Origin of the sequence: Bradyrhizobium sp. CCBAU 45389 (genome assembly GCF_028128625.1) — a bacterium.
Classification (GTDB): Bacteria; Pseudomonadota; Alphaproteobacteria; order Rhizobiales; family Xanthobacteraceae; genus Bradyrhizobium; species Bradyrhizobium liaoningense_B.
In genome coordinates, this window is sequence record NZ_LBIY01000089.1 from 22425 (window position 1) to 38181 (window position 15757).

Below are 15757 nucleotides of genomic sequence, written 5' to 3' on the forward strand. Positions count from 1 at the left end.
GTCTCAGTGGCTGCCGCCATCGGCAGGTGCTGCCGCGGCGATGGTGGTTGACGTCTCGCCGCCGGCGGCAGCCGCGCCGCCGCCATTGACGGCGGTCTGCAGGTCGGCCTGGGCGAGGAAGAATCTTTGTCTGGCGTCGATGGCGCCGCGCAGCGACGCGAGGCGCTGCCGCGCTTCGGTGAGCAGTGCGAAGATGTCGACCTGCATGCTGGAGAAGCGCAGCTGCATCTCCTCGGTGATGATCTTGCGCAAGGGGATGATCTCGCGCTGGTAGTGACTGGCGATGTCGTAGGTGGAGCGATAGGCACGATAAGCATCGCGCGCTTCCGAACGGACGTTGACCGCGCGCTCGGTCAGGCGGTTGAAAGCGAGATTGTAGGTCTCCGCCGCCTGCCGCACCCGCACCTCTCCGCCGTCGAAGATCGGGATCTGGAACTGCACGTCGAAGCCGCGTTCGCGGAACGGCGGCCCTTCCGGATCCTGGGTGCGGCGGGAGATGCCGGCGAGATCGAGCAACGTCACGAAGCGCGTCGCCTCGGTGAGGTTCAGGGCCTTCGCCAGCGCGGCCAGCTCCAGCCGTGCGATCTGCAGATCGATGCGATGCGCCACCGCATCGACCTCGATCGAGGGCAGGGCCTGCGGCCGGCGCGGCAATGGCGGCAACTGGTTGGGCAGACGGAAATCCAGGCCGTCGTCCCACAGCCCCATCAGGCGCGCCAGCCTTTCGCGTGCGCTCGTCGCCGCCTGCCGCGCGGTGGCGAGATCGGCGGTGGTTTCGGCATAAAACACCTGCTCGCGGGCCTGATCGAGCTTGTTGAGCGAGCCGGTCTCGCCGAGCTTGACCGCAAGCTGCGCGGTGGATTCCGCCGTCGCTTTCGCGTCGGTGAGCAGCACCACCGTCTCGTTGCCGGCAACGGTGTGGACATAGGCGCGGCGCACGTCGGCGGCGAGCCGCAGGGTCGCCAGCGCAGCGCGCAACTGCGCCCCGCGGAAACGTTCGCGGGCGATGTCGGAGCGGAACGGCAGGGTGGCGAGCGCAAGGATGTCGCCGACGACCTGGCGCTCGATCTCGCTCGCGCCATTGCCCGAGATCCGCGAGATCGAGAACACCGGATTGGGCGGCAGGCTCTGCTCCACCAGATCGGTTTCGGCCAGCGCCAGCTCGTTATAGGCGGCTTGCAGCCCCTTGTTGTTGAGCAGCGCGATCTGCACGGCCGCGTCTGCGCTGAGCGTTCGTGCCAGCAACTGGCGAACGCGCGCGTCGACCGCGGCGGCGCCTTCGGCCGTTCGCACGAAGGCGACGTCCTTGCTGATGGTCTGGCTCGCCAGGTCCGAGACGGCCGTCATCCCGCTGTCCGGCGAAAATGCGGCGCAGCCGGAAAGGCCGAGCGCACTGAGGACGAGCAGGCCTCGCGCAAGAAGATGTGCCATGGCGCGCTCCTACCGGTCTTGCTTCGGTTGCGGCGTGACGGCGTCGTTGCGGTCCCGCCACGGCGCCGGCGTCGCAGGCCGCAGGCTGGTATAGGGCGCAATGGTCGAGCGATAGCCGACGCGCGCCACCTTCGCCGCGGGATCGGCGGGGTCGGCACTGGCGATGTGCGTCGTTGCCGGCATGCAGCCGGACAGCGCCAGCGCGGCGAAGGCCGGCAGCAGCCAATTGAATCGAAAGTGTCGTCCATCCATCGCAGATGCGGCGGCAGACTTCGCCCCGGAAAGCGCAAGCATGTCTTGTTCCTGATCTGGAGACCACAGGTTCGCGCGCGCAAAAGCGTGCGCGGACCGACGTCGTTGCGTCAGATCAGGCGATGGGGGGGCGGTAGTGCTGGGGCGGCGCCGTGCTGTGCAGGCTGGCCACGATCTCGGGCGTGCAGGTCGATGTCGGCTGGACCGGTGTCGCGACGATCGGCAGATCGGCCGGCAGCGCACTCACGCACATCATCGCGCAGCACGGGCCCACGGTTCCCTTGCCGCCATGTTGATGCGGCGCGGGGGCATCCTTCGCGGCGGTCTGGTGATGGGCGTGGGTTCCCGCATGTTCGTGCGAGGCATCGCCATGCTGATGGTTCGCCATCTGGTGATGCACCGGCACGGGATCTGCGAGGAGCGCGTCGTCGAGGCATGGTGCGGGACCAGTACCCAAGGCGAGGCTTGCCGCCGGCGCGAGCACGCAGAACATATAGGCGAGGGCGATGATCCGCCCCACCTTGATCCGCATCGATCGCGTCAACCGCAACAACATTCCGCCGATATGCTCCTCGCGCGGCAAGGTTGCACACGCTGATTGCAAACTAATGTCAAAACGCGTCTTCGCCAAGCTCCTTCTTACCGCAGTGCACCGCGCATGCCCAATATATCGCCACGTTGCTTGACCGTGTGGCGATCCGCGGGCCATGGTCCGGCCCGTGCACGCACCCATTCATCCAGGACACGCGCCTGATTCGTTCAGCCCTGATTCCCGTCAGGCCTGGATGCGGCTCGTCATTGCGCTGGTGATCGGCTCGATCGGCGCCGTCGGCATGTGGGCGGTCGTGGTCGTGATTCCAGTGGTGCAGGCGGAATTCGGTGCCACGCGCGGCGCGGTGTCGCTGGCCTTCACGCTGATGATGTTCGGATTCGGGCTGGGCGGCGTGATCGCCGGCAAGATCACCGACCGGTTCGGCATCGTGTCCGCCATGGCGATCAGCATTGCTTTTCTCGCCGTCGCCAATGTGCTTGCCGGCCTGTCAACTCAGCTCTGGCAGTTCGTCGCGGCGTATTTCCTGATCGGCCTCGGCACCTCCGCGACCTTCGCGCCGCTGATGGCGGAAGCCTCGCATTGGTTCGAGCGCTACCGCGGGCTTGCCGTGACCATCGTTGCCAGCGGCAATTACGTCGCCGGCACGATGTGGCCGCCGATCGTGAGCTGGGGCACGCAGACCGCCGGCTGGCGCTACACCCACATCGGCATCGGCATCGTCTGCGCGAGCACGATGGCGCTTCTGGTCCTTGTCCTGCGCGCACAGATGGGCGACGACCAGACCCGCGATCATGCCAATGCTCCGCCGCCGCGGGTGGATCTCAAGCTCTCGACCAACACGCTGACGGTGCTGCTCTCGATCGCCAGCATCTCCTGCTGCGTCGCCATGGCGATGCCGCAGGTCCATATCGTCGCCTATTGCGGCGATCTCGGCTATGGCGTCGCGCGCGGCGCCGAGATGCTGTCGCTGATGATGGCCTGCGGCATCGTCAGCCGCATCGGCTCGGGCTATCTCGCCGACAAGATCGGCGGCATCCGTACGCTGCTGATCGGATCGCTCGCGCAGGGCTTTGCGCTTGTGTTCTACCTGTTCTTCGACAGCCTGGCCTCGCTCTATCTGATCTCGGCGATGTTCGGCCTGTTCCAGGGCGGCATCGTGCCGAGCTACGCCATCATCGTGCGCGAAGCGATGCCGGCGAGCGAGGCGGCGACCCGCGTCGGCATCGTGATCTTCGCCTCCGTGTTCGGAATGTCGTTCGGCGGCTGGGTATCGGGTGTCATCTTCGATGCCACCGGCTCCTACGGCGCGGCCTTCGCCAACGGCGTCGCCTGGAACGCGCTCAATATCGGCATCGTCGTGCTGCTGCTGATCCGCTCGCGGATGGGCTCGGTGAAGACCGGTCCGGGCTTTGCGACTTAAACCGCCTGCCCCGCCTTCAGGAGCGAGCAGCCGGTGATCTTGTAGCTGCCGTCCGCCTGCTGCTCGAGCGTGTAGAGCGCCTCCCAGGCCTCGCCATTGGCATCGATGATATGGACGCGCTGGGCGATCCAGCTGCCCTCACTCTTGCTCTCGCCAAATTCGAAGCTTTTGTGACGATAGACAGGGGCGTAGCCGTTCTGCACCATCGACATGAAGATGTCGGGGGCGGGGAAGATTTCCTTGATCGCCGGTGCGGCATAGGAATAGGCGGCGCTCGCGTCGTCGCGGACGAACGCCTGCTCCTGGGCGCGGATGACGCTTTGGGCCGTCGCGACATCGTCTGCGCGTGCTGAAGGGGCGCTGAAGGCGACACAGAGGGCGACGAACAAGGCGGCAATGCGCATGGCAGGCTCCGCGTTGAAATCCCGGCGGTGCCGATCCTAGCACGCCCACGGGAAATACGGGCTCGCTACCGCTTCCGTTTCACCGCCGGTTTTGCAGGCTTGGCCGCGGGGCGCGCCTTTGTCTTGACGGCCGGCTGCACGCGCAGGCCGTCGACGAACACGTCGAGCATCCGCAATACCGACGACTGCCAGCCGGGCTGGTCGTGCATGTAGCACATGCCGATCAAGGCCCTGAGCAGATCCTCCGGGCTGATATCGGCGCGCATCTGGCCGGCCGCGACCGCGCGATCGAGCAGCGAGCCGATCGCCTTGGTCAGCCGGTCCATCGAGAAGGCGGCGAGTTCGGATGTGCTCTGGAACGTCAGCGCCAGCGCGGCCGACATGCCTTTTTTCGTGGCAACGAATTCGACAGCAGAATTCAGCCAGCGCCTGAGCGCATCGACCGGGTCCTTCGTAGTCTTCAATTGTTCGGCAAGTTCGCTGAGCTGCTCGACCTCGCGCCGGTACACCGCCTCGAACAGATCCTCCCGCGTTGGAAAGTGCCGATAGAGCGTGCCGATGCCGACGCCGGCGCGTTTCGCCACGGCCTCCAGGCTCGCCTCGGGGCCACCGGCGTTGAACACGGCCTTCGCCGCCTCGAGCACGCGCTCGCGATTGCGCACGGCATCGGCACGGGGCTTCCGTATCTGGTCGGTGTGGTCGTCCATGTCAGGCAATGTAGATCACGAATTGGTTAGATTGAACCCTTGGCTGGCTGCATCGCGTTGTACGCGCACGGGCTTTGACGAATTCCAAATATTTCCGGGTGGCCCTTGTTAAGCGGAGGGTGCCTCCGTATCTTCATCGAGATGTCGGCCGGGTTCCGCCTGGCTGGCGCATATCGACGGCGGTCACGGAGGTGGCGCGCTGGCCGATGACTCATGTCCATATCTGATCGGAGCCTTGTATGAACCACTCCATCAGCCTCACCGTGAACGGTGCGCGGCGCGATTTCGTCCTCGACGATCCGCGCGTCACGCTGCTCGATCTCTTGCGTGAGCGCCTCCATCTGACCGGAACCAAGAAGGGATGCGACCGCGGCCAGTGCGGCGCCTGCACCATTCTCGTCGACGGCAAGCGTATCAACTCCTGCCTCGCACTCGCCATCAGCCATGACGGCGCCGACATCCTCACCATCGAGGGCGTTGCGCGCGGCGATCAGCTTCATCCGGTGCAGGCCGCCTTCATCGCCCATGACGGCTTCCAGTGCGGCTTCTGCACGCCCGGTCAGATCATGAGCGCGATCGGCATGATGCAAGAGGCCCAGGCCGGCAACGATCCCGAGCGCATCCGCGAATGCATGAGCGGCAATCTCTGCCGCTGCGGCGCCTACGCCGGCATCGTCGATGCCGTGCTGGAGGCGCAGGCCGGGATGGACGAAACCAACCAGAGGCGTTCCGCATGAAACCGTTCGATTATGTCAGGCCGGCCACGGTCACGGAGGCCGTTGCCGCCGCCGCGCAGCCGGGCGCCGTTTATCTTGCCGCCGGCACCAATCTGCTCGATCTGATGAAAGGCGGCGTGAGCCGGCCGGATCGCTTGGTCGATGTCACGCATCTCGACGGACTCGATGCAATCGAAACGCTCGCCGACGGGTCGTTGCGCATTGGGGCGCTGGTGAGCAATGCCGATCTCGCGCATGATGCGGAGTTCGCGCGGTCGTATCCTGCGGTGGCGGAAGCGCTGCTCTCCGGTGCGTCCGCGCAATTGCGCAACGCCGCGACCGTCGGCGGCAATCTGCTGCAGCGGACTCGCTGCGCGTATTTCTACGATTCCGTCAGCCGCTGCAATAAACGCGAGGCAGGCAGCGGCTGCGATGCCCGCGACGGCGAGAACCGCGGCCATGCCGTGCTCGGCTGGAGCGAGAGCTGCATCGCCACCCATCCGTCCGACTTCTGCGTGCCGCTCGTCGCGCTCGATGCCGTCGTCGAGATCGAGGGCAGGAATGGCCGGCGCGAGATCGAGCTCGACGCGCTGCATCGCCTGCCCGGCAACACGCCCGAGCGTGAATCGGCGCTCGAGCCCGGCGACCTCATCGTCGCGGTACGCCTGCCGCCCGCAGCGCGTGGATTTTCCGCGCATGCGCGTTACCTCAAGGTCCGCGAGCGCACCTCCTATGCCTTCGCCGTCGTCTCGGCTGCGGCCGCGCTGCGCATCGAGAACGGCAGGATCGCGGAGGCGCGGCTTGCGCTGGGTGGCGTCGCCGCAAAGCCGTGGCGTGCCCGCGCCGCGGAGGATGTGCTCAGGGGCGTCGCGCCAACGGCCGACGCCTTCCAGGAAGCGGCCTGGCGCGCGCTCACCGACGCAAAGCCGTCCGGCGACAACGCCTTCAAGATCGAGCTGGCGCGCCGCATCGTCGTGCGCGCGCTGACCCTTGCCGCTGCCGGCACGCCCGCGCGCATCCCCGCGCTGCCGGCCTCTCCCTTTGCCTCGACCTCCGGAGCCATTCATGCCTGAGCTGAATCTCACCAGCGCACCCGCTCATCTGCGCCACGGCTCGAACATCGGCCAGCCGCTGACCCGCCGCGACGGCATCCTCAAGGTCAAGGGACAGGCGACTTACGCCGCCGACAATCACCCGCCCGGCATGCTGTTTGCGGTGATGGCGGTGTCCGGCATCGCACACGGCCGCGTGACCTCGCTCGATGTCGCTGCCGCAAAACGTCATCCCGGCGTGGTCGACGTCATGACGCCGGACCATAAGCCAGCGCTCGCGATCGACCCCGAGATCAAGACCAACCCGTTCGTGTTCCGGATGGAGGTGTTGCAAAGCAACGAGGTCCGCTACGCCAACCAGCCGATCGCCGTCGTGATCGCCGAGACGCTGGAGGCGGCGACGGAAGGTGCGGCGCTGCTGGCGCCGCGTTACGAACCGTTGCCCGCGCTCGTCGGGCTCGATGCCGGCGAAAGCTTCGTGCCGCCGGTCGTCGGTGTCGGCAATCCCACGGAGCTTCACCGCGGCGATGTCGAGGCGGGCCTCGCCTCGGCCGAGAAGCAGATCGACGCGATTTACGAGACGCCGCCGCAATATCACAACGCGATGGAGCCGCATGCGATCGTTGCCTCCTGGGACGGCGACCGACTGCAGATCGACATGCCTACGCAGGGCCTGATGCTGTCGCTGGCGCGCATCGCCGAGCTGTTCGGCATCGCGCACGACAAGATCCACATCCGCAGCCCGTTCCTCGGCGGCGGCTTCGGCTCCAAGGGTTTGATGGCCGGGCCGCCGACCCTCGGCATCATGGCCGCCAAGCTTGTCGGCAGGCCTGTGAAGCTGGTGCTGCGCCGCGAGCAGATGTACGGACCGGTCGGCCATCGCGCGCCGACGCGGCAGCGCTTGCGCATCGGCGCCGACGGCGAAGGACGCCTGACCGCGCTCGATCATCACGCGCGAACGGTCTCGAGCACGTTCGACGATTTCTACGAGCCCGCGGCCGACGCCTCGCACACGCTCTATGCGGCGCCTGCGATCCGCACCTCGCACGATGCCGTGCGCGTCAACACCGGCACGCCGCTGTTCATGCGCGCGCCCGGCGAGGCGACCGGCTCGATCGCGCTCGAGAGCGCGATCGACGAGATGGCCTGGGCCTGCGGCATCGACCCGCTCGCTTTCCGCCTCAAGAACTACGCCGAGGTCGAGCCGATGACGGGACGGCCCTTCTCCTCGAAGGCATTGCGGGCCTGCTACGAGCAGGGCGCGGCGCGGTTCGGCTGGGCAAAGCGTCCGCTGCAGCCGCGGCAGATGCGCGATGATGCCGGCCTGCTGGTCGGCTGGGGCATGGGCACCGCGACCTTCCCCGCCCTGATGTTCCAGGCCGAAGCCCGCGCAGCGATCCGCCGCGATGGCTCTGGCGTGATGGAGATCGGCGCGCACGACATGGGGCAGGGCGCCTGGACGGCCCTCGCCCAGATCGCAGCGGACGCCGTCGGCCTCGATGTCGACCGCGTCGAATTCAAGGCCGGCACGTCCGACCTGCCCGATGCCGGCATTGCCGGAGGCTCGGCGCACACGGCAACCGCGGGTGCTGCGATCCACAGCGCCGGCGCGGCCGTGATCGCAAAGCTTGCCGATCTCGCCACCAAAGACGAACGCTCGCCGTTGTTCGGCGCCGGCAATGCCGGTGTCATCGCGCGGGACGGCAGGCTGATCCGTCGTGATGACGAGAGCCGCAGCGAGAGCTATGCCGAGATCCTGGCGCGCGCCGGCGTTGCCGAGGTCGAGGCCCGCGGCACCGGCGCGCCAAATCCTGCGGCGATGGAAGAGTATGCGATGCACGCCCATGGCGCGGTGTTCGCGGAGGTGAAGGTCGATCCCGAGCTCGGCCAGGTCCGCGTCACCCGCATGGTCGGCGCCTTCGCCGCGGGACGGATCGTCAATCCGCATCTGGTGAAGAGCCAGCTGTTCGGCGGCATGATCTGGGGCCTGTCCTTCGCGCTGCACGAGGAGGCCATCACCGATCGCCGCAGCGGCCGCATCATGAATGCCAATCTCGGTGAGTACCACATTCCCGTGAATGCCGACGTGCCGCCGCTCGACGTGATCACGGTCGAGGAGCACGATCCGCATGTCAACGCGCTCGGTATCAAGGGCGTCGGTGAGATCGGCATCACCGGCAGTGCCGGTGCGGTCGCCAACGCGATCTGGCACGCGACCGGCGTGCGCGTGCGTCGCTTCCCGATCAGGATCGAGGAGTTGCTGACGCAGCCCTGAGAGGGAAGAGGCGGGGCGAGATCATCTCGCTCCGCCGCGTCTCGCTAATGCAGCTTCTTGCGGACCGCCTTGAGCGCCTCGCGCTGCATCTCGATGTAGGCGGCGATGGCCTTGCGCAGCTCGCGCGAATGGAGCTTGTCGGCATCGCGCTGGACTTCGTCGAGCGCGGCTTCTGCATTGGCGAGCGTGATCTTCATCTGCGAGCCCTGTTACGAAGCGGCCCCGGAGTGCCTAGGAGTCCGGGGCCATAACCTCAGCACCTCTAAAGCCAGGCTGCTCGGCTACGGTTCGAATATATAACGGTGTGGGCCGCAGAAATTGAGATGGCTCAAGCTCCGTAAGAAACCGGTAGCTCCGTAAGATCCCGGATGCGCCGATCGCGCGTCAGAACGTCGGCGGCGTGCAGGCCGAGATCACTTCGCACGGCTTGCCGCCGACGCAGCGGAAGCGGTGTGGGCGGCGGCTCTCGAAATAATAGGCATCGCCGGGATTGAGAATGCGGCGCTCGTCCTCGACGGTGACTTCGAGCTTGCCTGATATCACGATGCCGCCTTCCTCGCCGTCATGGACGAGATGCACGCGTCCGGTGTCGCTGCCGGGCTCGTAGCGCTCTTTCAGAATCTGCAGGCTGCGGCCGAACAGATTGTCGCCGACTTGCCGATACGAGATCGGCTTCTTGCCGACCTCCGTCAGCTCCTCGGCGCGGTAGAAGATCTTGCGCCTCGACTCCGGCTCCAGCGCGAAGAACTCGGCGAGCCCCATCGGGATGCCGTCGAGGATGCGCTTGAGCGCGCCGACCGAGGGGTTCATCTGGTTGGATTCGATCAGCGAAATCGTCGAATTGGTGACGCCGGCGCGCTTGGCGAGTTCACGCTGCGACAGCTTGTGGCGTGCCCGGATGAATCGCAGCCGTCCACCGATGTCGACGCTCATAGCCCAGGTCCCGTGTTGCAGGTGTTGCGGATCGCGCAAATATGGACCGGCTGCCCCAGCGAAATCAATGGCTTGCAGGTCATCAGAAAAGGACTTGTTGCGCTTTTCAAGCCGTGGCTCTGCTAGCGGGTCAGCAAAGGAGCGCGGCCGTGACCCTTCATCAGATTCCGAACACTATCAAGACCGACTCGTTCTGGATGCCGTTCACGGCCAACCGGCAGTTCAAGAAGGCGCCCCGCCTGTTCTCCTCGGCCGAGGGCATGCACTACACCACGGTCGACGGCCGCAAGGTGATCGACGGCTCCGCCGGCCTCTGGTGCGTCAATGCCGGCCACGGCCGCAAGCAGATCGCTGCCGCGGTCGAGCGCCAGCTGATGACGCTGGATTTCGCGCCGACCTTCCAGATGGGCCATCCGCTGGCCTTCGACTTCGCCGAGCGCCTCGCCGAGATCGCGCCGAAGGGCCTCGATCGCGTCTTCTTCACCAACTCCGGCTCCGAGTCGGTCGACACCGCGCTGAAGATCGCGCTCGCCTATCATCGCGCCAACGGCCAGTCGAGCCGCACCCGCCTGATCGGCCGTGAGCGCGGCTATCACGGCGTCGGCTTCGGCGGCACCTCGGTCGGCGGCATGGTCGCCAACCGTCGTGCGTTTGCGACCCTGCTGCCGGGCGTCGACCATATCCGCCACACCCACGATCTCAGCCGCAACGCCTTCGCCAAGGACCAGCCCGAGCATGGCGTCGAGCTCGCCGACGATCTCGAGCGTCTGGTGGCCCTGCACGGCGCCGAGACCATCGCCGCCGTCATCGTCGAGCCGGTGCCGGGCTCGACCGCGGTGCTGCCGCCGCCGAAGGGCTATCTGCAGCGCCTGCGCGAGATCTGCGACAAGCACGGCATCCTCCTGATTTTCGACGAGGTCATCACCGGCTTCGGCCGCCTCGGCACGCCGTTCGCCGCCAACTTCTTCGGCGTCACGCCGGACCTGATGACGACGGCCAAGGGCATCACCAACGGCACCATTCCCTGCGGCGCCGTGTTCGCGAGCCGCAAGGTGCATGACGGCATGATGGTCGGCCCGGAGAACCAGATGGAGCTGTTCCACGGCTACACCTATTCCGCGCATCCGACTGCCTGCGCCGCCGGCATCGCGACGCTCGACATCTACAAGGACGAGGGCCTGCTCACGCGTGGTGCGTCGATCGCCGAATACTGGCGCGATGCGCTGCATTCGCTCAAGGGCCTGCCGAACGTCGTCGACATCCGCAATTGCGGCCTGATGGGCGCGGTCGAGCTGGCGCCGCGCGACGGCGTCGTCGGTGCGCGCGGCTACGACGTCATGGTCGACTGCTTCAACACCGGCCTCTATCTGCGCATGAGCGGCGACAGCTTCGCGATGTCGCCTCCGCTCATCGTCGAGAAGAGCCACATCGACCAGATGGTCTCGATCCTCGGCGACGCCATCAAGAAGGTGGCCTGATAATTGCTCTCGCCGTTGCGAGTTGTTTCCTTGCAGCGGCGAGCGTGATGCCGCGGGAGTTTGACGAAGCGTGAAAGTTCTGATCCTCGGCAGCGGTGTCATCGGTGTCACCTCTGCCTACTACCTCGCACGTGCCGGCCATGACGTGACGGTCGTCGACCGTCAGCCGGAGCCGGCACTGGAGACCTCTTTCGCCAATGCCGGCGAGGTGTCGCCCGGCTATTCATCGCCCTGGGCCGGTCCCGGCGTGCCGGTGAAGGCGGTCAAGTGGCTCTTGATGAAGCACGGCCCGCTGGTGATCCGGCCGAAGCTCGATCCCGTCATGTGGGTCTGGCTGCTCAAGATGCTGCGCAACTGCACCAGCGCGCGCTACGCGGTCAACAAGAGCCGGATGATTCCGATCGCGGAATACAGCCGCGATTCCTTGCGCGATTTGCGCCGCGACATCGGCATCCAGTATGACGAGCGCTCGCAGGGTACGCTGCAGCTGTTCCGCCACCAGTCCCAGCTCGACGGCACGGGCGAAGACATCGCCGTGCTCAAGCAATACGGCGTGCCCTTCGAGGTGCTGAGCCGAGAGGGCTGCATCGCGGTCGAGCCGGCGCTCGCCGGCGTGAAGGAGAAGTTCGTCGGCGGGCTTCGTCTGCCGCAGGACGAGACCGGCGACTGCCACATGTTCACGCAGGCGCTGGCCAAGCATGCCCAGGCGCTCGGCGTGCGCTTCATGTTCAACACCGGCATTGACCGCATCGTCACCGAGGGCGCGCGCGTCAGCGGCGTTGCGACCAGTGCCGGCCTGTTGCAGGCAGATAGTTACGTGCTCGCGCTCGGAAGCTATTCGTCGCAGATGGTCGCGCCGCTCGGCATCTCGCTGCCGGTCTATCCGGTGAAGGGCTATTCGATCACGGTGCCGATCAAGGACGCCTCCGGCGCGCCGGAATCCACCGTGATGGACGAGAGCTACAAGGTCGCGATCACCCGCCTCGGCCATCGCATCCGCGTCGGCGGCACCGCCGAAATTTCCGGCTATTCGAGCAAGCTGTACGACGCGCGCCGCGCCACGCTCGATCATTCCCTGACCGACCTGTTCCCGCGCGGCGGCGATCTTTCCAAGGCGACGTTCTGGAGCGGCCTGCGCCCGATGACGCCGGACGGCCCGCCCGTGATCGGCCCGACCCAATACGCCAACCTCCACCTCAACACCGGCCACGGCACGCTCGGCTGGACCATGTCCTGCGGCTCGGGGCGCGTGCTCGCGGACATGCTGTCGGGCAAGAAGCCGGACGTCGAAGTCAGTGCGCTGTCGGTGGAGCGGTACAAGCATCGGTTTGGGTGAGCGGTTTCCCCGCGAGTCCAAATCCATCACCGTCACCCTGAGGTGGCCGCTTCTTCAGCGGCCCTCGAAGGGCGACGGCCCGGCTGCATCGAGGCCGTACATCCTTCGAGGCTCGCCTTGCGATGCGATCGCATCGCAAGCCTCGCACCTCAGGATGATGGGATTGAAAGCGTAGCTGCGGAGCGAAGAGAAGCTTACCCCGCCCCCGTCACGCAATTCACCCACAGCACCACAGCCTTCGCATCCTGCGCCGGGTTGGAAAACCGGTGCGGCCTTCGGCTTGCGAACCGAAAGCTGTCGCCCGTCTTCAGCGACCACGTCTCGCTGTCCACCGTCAGCATCATCTCGCCTTCGAGCACGAGGCCGGCTTCTTCGCCATCATGGGTGTAGAGCTCATCGCCGGTGGAGCCGCCGGGCTCCAGATGCACCAGGAACAGGTTGAGCCGGTTGTCGGCGCTCGCCGGGCTCAGCAATTGTTTTGAGACACCAGTGCGCCAGAGCTTCAGCTCGGGTCGCTGCAGGCCGCGCGTCACCACCTGGTCGGAGGCGCCGTCGGCGCTCGGGCTCGCGCCGAACAGCGCGGCGATGCCGACGCCGAGCACGTCGGCAAGGGTTGCCAGCACCCGCAGCGATGGCGACGACAGGCCGCGCTCAATCTGGCTGAGAAAGCCGATCGATAAATCCGTGCGCGCGGCGACCGTCTCCAGCGAGAACTGCCTGACGCGCCTGAGGTCGCGGATGCGGCGACCGACCGCGACGTCCATCGCGGGCTCGGCCGGCCTGGCGACGGCCTTGGCTTTCACCTTCCTGGCCGGCTTTGCGGCGGCCGGTTTGCGCATTCTTTTGCCACCGCTCACGTCAAACCGCTTCCTTCATGTGCATGAAAACCGCTTGCATCACCTGCGAAAGTGTGGCCAAATTTTCATATTGGTGAAAATAGGCCGAAACGGCTTGGCCCGCAACGTCTGCGAACAAGACATCCGCGAGCGCCGCCATGGGCCGGACCCAAAGGGGGATGTGATGAAGCGTTTCGTTCAGGCCGCAGTTGCGGCACTCGCGCTGTTTGCCGCCGCGCCCGGCTCGGCGCAGCAGGTGCTGAAGGTCGGCTCGACGCCGACAGGCATTCCCTTTACCTTCCTCGACACCAAGACCAACACCATCCAGGGCATCATGGTCGATCTCGTCACCGAGATCGGCAAGGACGCCGGCCTCAACGTGCAGATCGAGCCGATGGCGTTCTCGGCGCTGATCCCGTCACTGACCTCGGGCAAGATCGACATCATCGCCGCCGCGATGTTCATCACCGCGCCGCGCAAGGAGGTCGTCGACTTCTCCGATCCGATCTACACCTATGGCGAGGGCCTCGTGGTGCCGAAGAGCGACACCAAGGCCTACACCACGCAGGAAGACCTGAAGGGCGAGACGGTCGGCGCGCAAGTCGGCACCGCCTTCGTCGACGCGCTGAAGAAGACCGGCCTGTTTGCCGACGTGAAAGCCTACGACACCATCCCCGACATCCTGCGCGACGTGAACACCGGCCGCCTCAAGGCCGGCTATGCCGACTATCCGATCCTTGCCTACAATCTGAAGCAGGGTGGCTTCCCCGAGGTGCGTCTCGTCGACGGCTACAAGCCCGTCACCGTCGGCTCGGTCGGTATCGGCGTGCGCAAGGGCGAGACCGCGCTGCTCGGCAAGATCAATGCCTCGCTGGCGAAGCTGAAGGCCAACGGCACGATCGACAAGATCCTCGAGAAGTGGGGACAGAAGGCGCAAGGTTGATTGGACCTGATCGATCGAAGGCTGCCCGATGAAAGGCTTCTGGCACGACGCCGCCGAGTTCTTCCCGATCCTGATGAACGGCGTCGCACTGACGATCGTCGTCACCATCGGCTCGCTGCTGCTCTCGACGGTACTTGGCCTGATCTGGGCGATGATGCGGGTCTCCGGCATCAAGGCGCTGTCGATGCTCAGTGCCAGCCTGATCAACGTGATCCGCGGTATCCCGATCATCGTCCTCTTGTTCTATCTCTACTTCGTGATGCCGGATCTCGGCGTCACGCTGTCGGCCTTGCAGGCCGCCATCCTCGGGCTCGGCATCGCCTACTCGGCATATCAGGCCGAAAATTTCCGCGCCGGCATCGAGGCGATCGACAAGGGACAGATCGAGGCGGCGCAGTCGATCGGCATGGGCTGGTGGCTCACCATGCGCCGCGTGGTGCTGCCGCAGGCGGTGCGCATCGTGCTGCCGCCCTACGGCAACGTCATGATCATGATGCTGAAGGACTCCTCGCAGGCCTCGACCATCACGGTCGCCGAGCTCGCGCTGCAGGGCAAGCTGATCGCGTCCTCGACCTTCAAGAACACCAGCGTGTTCACGCTGGTTGCGCTGATGTATCTCACCATGAGCATTCCTTTGATCCTGCTGGTCCGTCACTTCGAAAAGCAGGCCGGCAAGCGATGATCGAGCTGAGCGACGTCCACAAGAGCTTTGGCCAGAACGAGGTGCTCAAGGGCATCACGGCTTCCGTCGAGAAGGGTGAGGTGGTCTGCATCATCGGGCCCTCGGGCTCCGGCAAGTCGACCATCCTGCGCTGCATCAACGGTCTCGAGAGCTACGACCGCGGCGAGATCAGCGTCGAGGGATTGAAGGTCGACCGCGATGCGCCGTCGATCGTGAACATCCGCACCCAGGTGTCGATGGTGTTCCAGCGCTTCAACCTGTTCCCCCACCGCACCGCGCTGGAGAACGTCGTCGAAGGTCCGCTCTTCGTGAAGAAGGAGCCGCGTGCCCAGGTGCTCGAGCGCGGCCGCGCGCTGCTTGCCCAGGTCGGCCTCGCCGAGAAGGCCGACGCCCATCCGCCGCAGCTCTCCGGCGGCCAGCAGCAGCGCGTCGCGATCGCGCGGGCGCTGGCGATGCAGCCCAAGGCCATCCTGTTCGACGAGCCGACCTCGGCGCTCGATCCCGAGCTCGTCGGCGACGTCCTCGGCGTGATGCGCAAGCTCGCCGACGACGGCATGACCATGGTCGTCGTCACCCACGAGATGGGCTTTGCCCGCGACGTCGCCGATCGCGTGCTGTTCATCGACGGCGGCGTCATCGTCGAGCAGGGGCCGGCGAAATCGGTGCTCAATCAACCGCAGCACGCGCGCACGCAGGACTTCTTGCGCCGCGTGCTGCATCCGCTCTGACCGGACTTCGC

General features: G+C 66.1%; 18 protein-coding genes. 9 read left to right on the forward strand and 9 right to left on the reverse strand.

Annotated features, from left to right (window positions below; translation table 11 throughout):
- Positions 1-3: 3 nt before the first annotated feature.
- The 3 genes from XH79_RS19040 to XH79_RS19050 form a co-directional block, all read right to left on the reverse strand.
- Positions 4-1431 (reverse strand): TolC family protein, encoded by a 1428-nt coding sequence (locus XH79_RS19040; protein ID WP_271582599.1) that lies wholly within the window; start codon positions 1429-1431, stop codon positions 4-6.
- A 9-nt stretch (positions 1432-1440) separates the two neighbouring features.
- Positions 1441-1725, reverse strand: a complete 285-nt coding sequence (locus XH79_RS19045; RefSeq protein WP_271582600.1) for a hypothetical protein — start codon at positions 1723-1725, stop codon at positions 1441-1443.
- Positions 1726-1798: 73 nt separating this feature from the next.
- Complete coding sequence (locus tag XH79_RS19050; protein WP_271582601.1) at positions 1799-2314, reverse strand: hypothetical protein; 516 nt, start codon at positions 2312-2314, stop codon at positions 1799-1801.
- 76 nt (positions 2315-2390) lie between these two features.
- On the opposite strand from XH79_RS19050, the gene XH79_RS19055 reads away from it, so the two are divergent.
- Positions 2391-3656 (forward strand): MFS transporter, encoded by a 1266-nt coding sequence (locus XH79_RS19055; protein ID WP_212347018.1) that lies wholly within the window; start codon positions 2391-2393, stop codon positions 3654-3656.
- Here XH79_RS19055 and XH79_RS19060 read toward each other — a convergent pair.
- Positions 3653-4060 (reverse strand): DUF4864 domain-containing protein, encoded by a 408-nt coding sequence (locus XH79_RS19060; protein WP_212347014.1) that lies wholly within the window; start codon positions 4058-4060, stop codon positions 3653-3655. The genes XH79_RS19055 and XH79_RS19060 overlap by 4 nt on opposite strands.
- A 65-nt stretch (positions 4061-4125) precedes the next feature.
- Complete coding sequence (locus XH79_RS19065; RefSeq protein ID WP_212347102.1) at positions 4126-4767, reverse strand: TetR/AcrR family transcriptional regulator; 642 nt, start codon at positions 4765-4767, stop codon at positions 4126-4128.
- Between the two features lie 239 nt (positions 4768-5006).
- Here XH79_RS19065 and XH79_RS19070 point away from each other — a divergent pair, with 239 nt between their 5' ends.
- The 3 genes from XH79_RS19070 to XH79_RS19080 are packed head-to-tail and all read left to right on the forward strand — an operon-like array spanning position 5007 to position 8810.
- The gene (locus XH79_RS19070; RefSeq protein ID WP_027562563.1) at positions 5007-5504 is read left to right on the forward strand and encodes a (2Fe-2S)-binding protein; all 498 of its coding nucleotides are present in this window, start codon (positions 5007-5009) and stop codon (positions 5502-5504) included.
- Positions 5501-6556 (forward strand): FAD binding domain-containing protein, encoded by a 1056-nt coding sequence (locus XH79_RS19075; RefSeq protein WP_271582602.1) that lies wholly within the window; start codon positions 5501-5503, stop codon positions 6554-6556. The genes XH79_RS19070 and XH79_RS19075 overlap by 4 nt, the downstream gene beginning before the upstream one ends.
- Positions 6549-8810 carry a xanthine dehydrogenase family protein molybdopterin-binding subunit gene (locus XH79_RS19080; protein ID WP_271582603.1) on the forward strand — a complete coding sequence of 754 codons (2262 nt, stop codon included), beginning with the start codon at positions 6549-6551 and terminating at the stop codon, positions 8808-8810. The genes XH79_RS19075 and XH79_RS19080 overlap by 8 nt, the downstream gene beginning before the upstream one ends.
- Before the next feature lie 44 nt (positions 8811-8854).
- On the opposite strand, the gene XH79_RS19085 is transcribed toward XH79_RS19080, so the two are convergent.
- On the reverse strand, positions 8855-9007 hold the full coding sequence (locus XH79_RS19085) for a hypothetical protein (RefSeq protein WP_212347005.1): 153 nt from the start codon (positions 9005-9007) through the stop codon (positions 8855-8857).
- Positions 9008-9194: 187 nt separating this feature from the next.
- Positions 9195-9743: a cupin domain-containing protein gene (locus XH79_RS19090; RefSeq protein ID WP_018646206.1), complete on the reverse strand. Its 549-nt coding sequence runs from the start codon at positions 9741-9743 to the stop codon at positions 9195-9197.
- A 149-nt stretch (positions 9744-9892) separates the two neighbouring features.
- Between XH79_RS19090 and XH79_RS19095 the strand changes: the two genes are divergently transcribed.
- Entirely contained in the window at positions 9893-11221 is a 1329-nt protein-coding gene (locus XH79_RS19095) for an aspartate aminotransferase family protein (protein ID WP_212347002.1), read from the forward strand.
- Positions 11222-11291: 70 nt separating this feature from the next.
- Positions 11292-12557 (forward strand): D-amino acid dehydrogenase, encoded by a 1266-nt coding sequence (locus tag XH79_RS19100; protein WP_271582604.1) that lies wholly within the window; start codon positions 11292-11294, stop codon positions 12555-12557.
- Between the two features lie 194 nt (positions 12558-12751).
- On the opposite strand, the gene XH79_RS19105 is transcribed toward XH79_RS19100, so the two are convergent.
- Both XH79_RS19105 and XH79_RS19110 read right to left on the reverse strand, forming a co-directional pair.
- Entirely contained in the window at positions 12752-13396 is a 645-nt protein-coding gene (locus tag XH79_RS19105; protein WP_271582605.1) for a helix-turn-helix domain-containing protein, read from the reverse strand.
- Positions 13397-13415: 19 nt separating this feature from the next.
- Entirely contained in the window at positions 13416-13553 is a 138-nt protein-coding gene (locus tag XH79_RS19110) for a hypothetical protein (RefSeq protein ID WP_271582606.1), read from the reverse strand.
- A 24-nt stretch (positions 13554-13577) separates the two neighbouring features.
- Here XH79_RS19110 and XH79_RS19115 point away from each other — a divergent pair, with 24 nt between their 5' ends.
- Genes XH79_RS19115 through XH79_RS19125 form a run of 3 tightly spaced genes read left to right on the forward strand, consistent with a single transcriptional unit; the run spans position 13578 to position 15746 of the window.
- Entirely contained in the window at positions 13578-14336 is a 759-nt protein-coding gene (locus XH79_RS19115) for an ABC transporter substrate-binding protein (RefSeq protein WP_271582607.1), read from the forward strand.
- Positions 14337-14364: 28 nt separating this feature from the next.
- Positions 14365-15018: an amino acid ABC transporter permease gene (locus tag XH79_RS19120; RefSeq protein ID WP_271582608.1), complete on the forward strand. Its 654-nt coding sequence runs from the start codon at positions 14365-14367 to the stop codon at positions 15016-15018.
- A complete protein-coding gene (locus tag XH79_RS19125) occupies positions 15015-15746 on the forward strand; it encodes an amino acid ABC transporter ATP-binding protein (RefSeq protein WP_212346991.1) in 732 nt (243 codons plus the stop codon). Before XH79_RS19120 ends, XH79_RS19125 begins: the two co-directional genes overlap by 4 nt.
- Positions 15747-15757 lie beyond the last annotated feature (11 nt).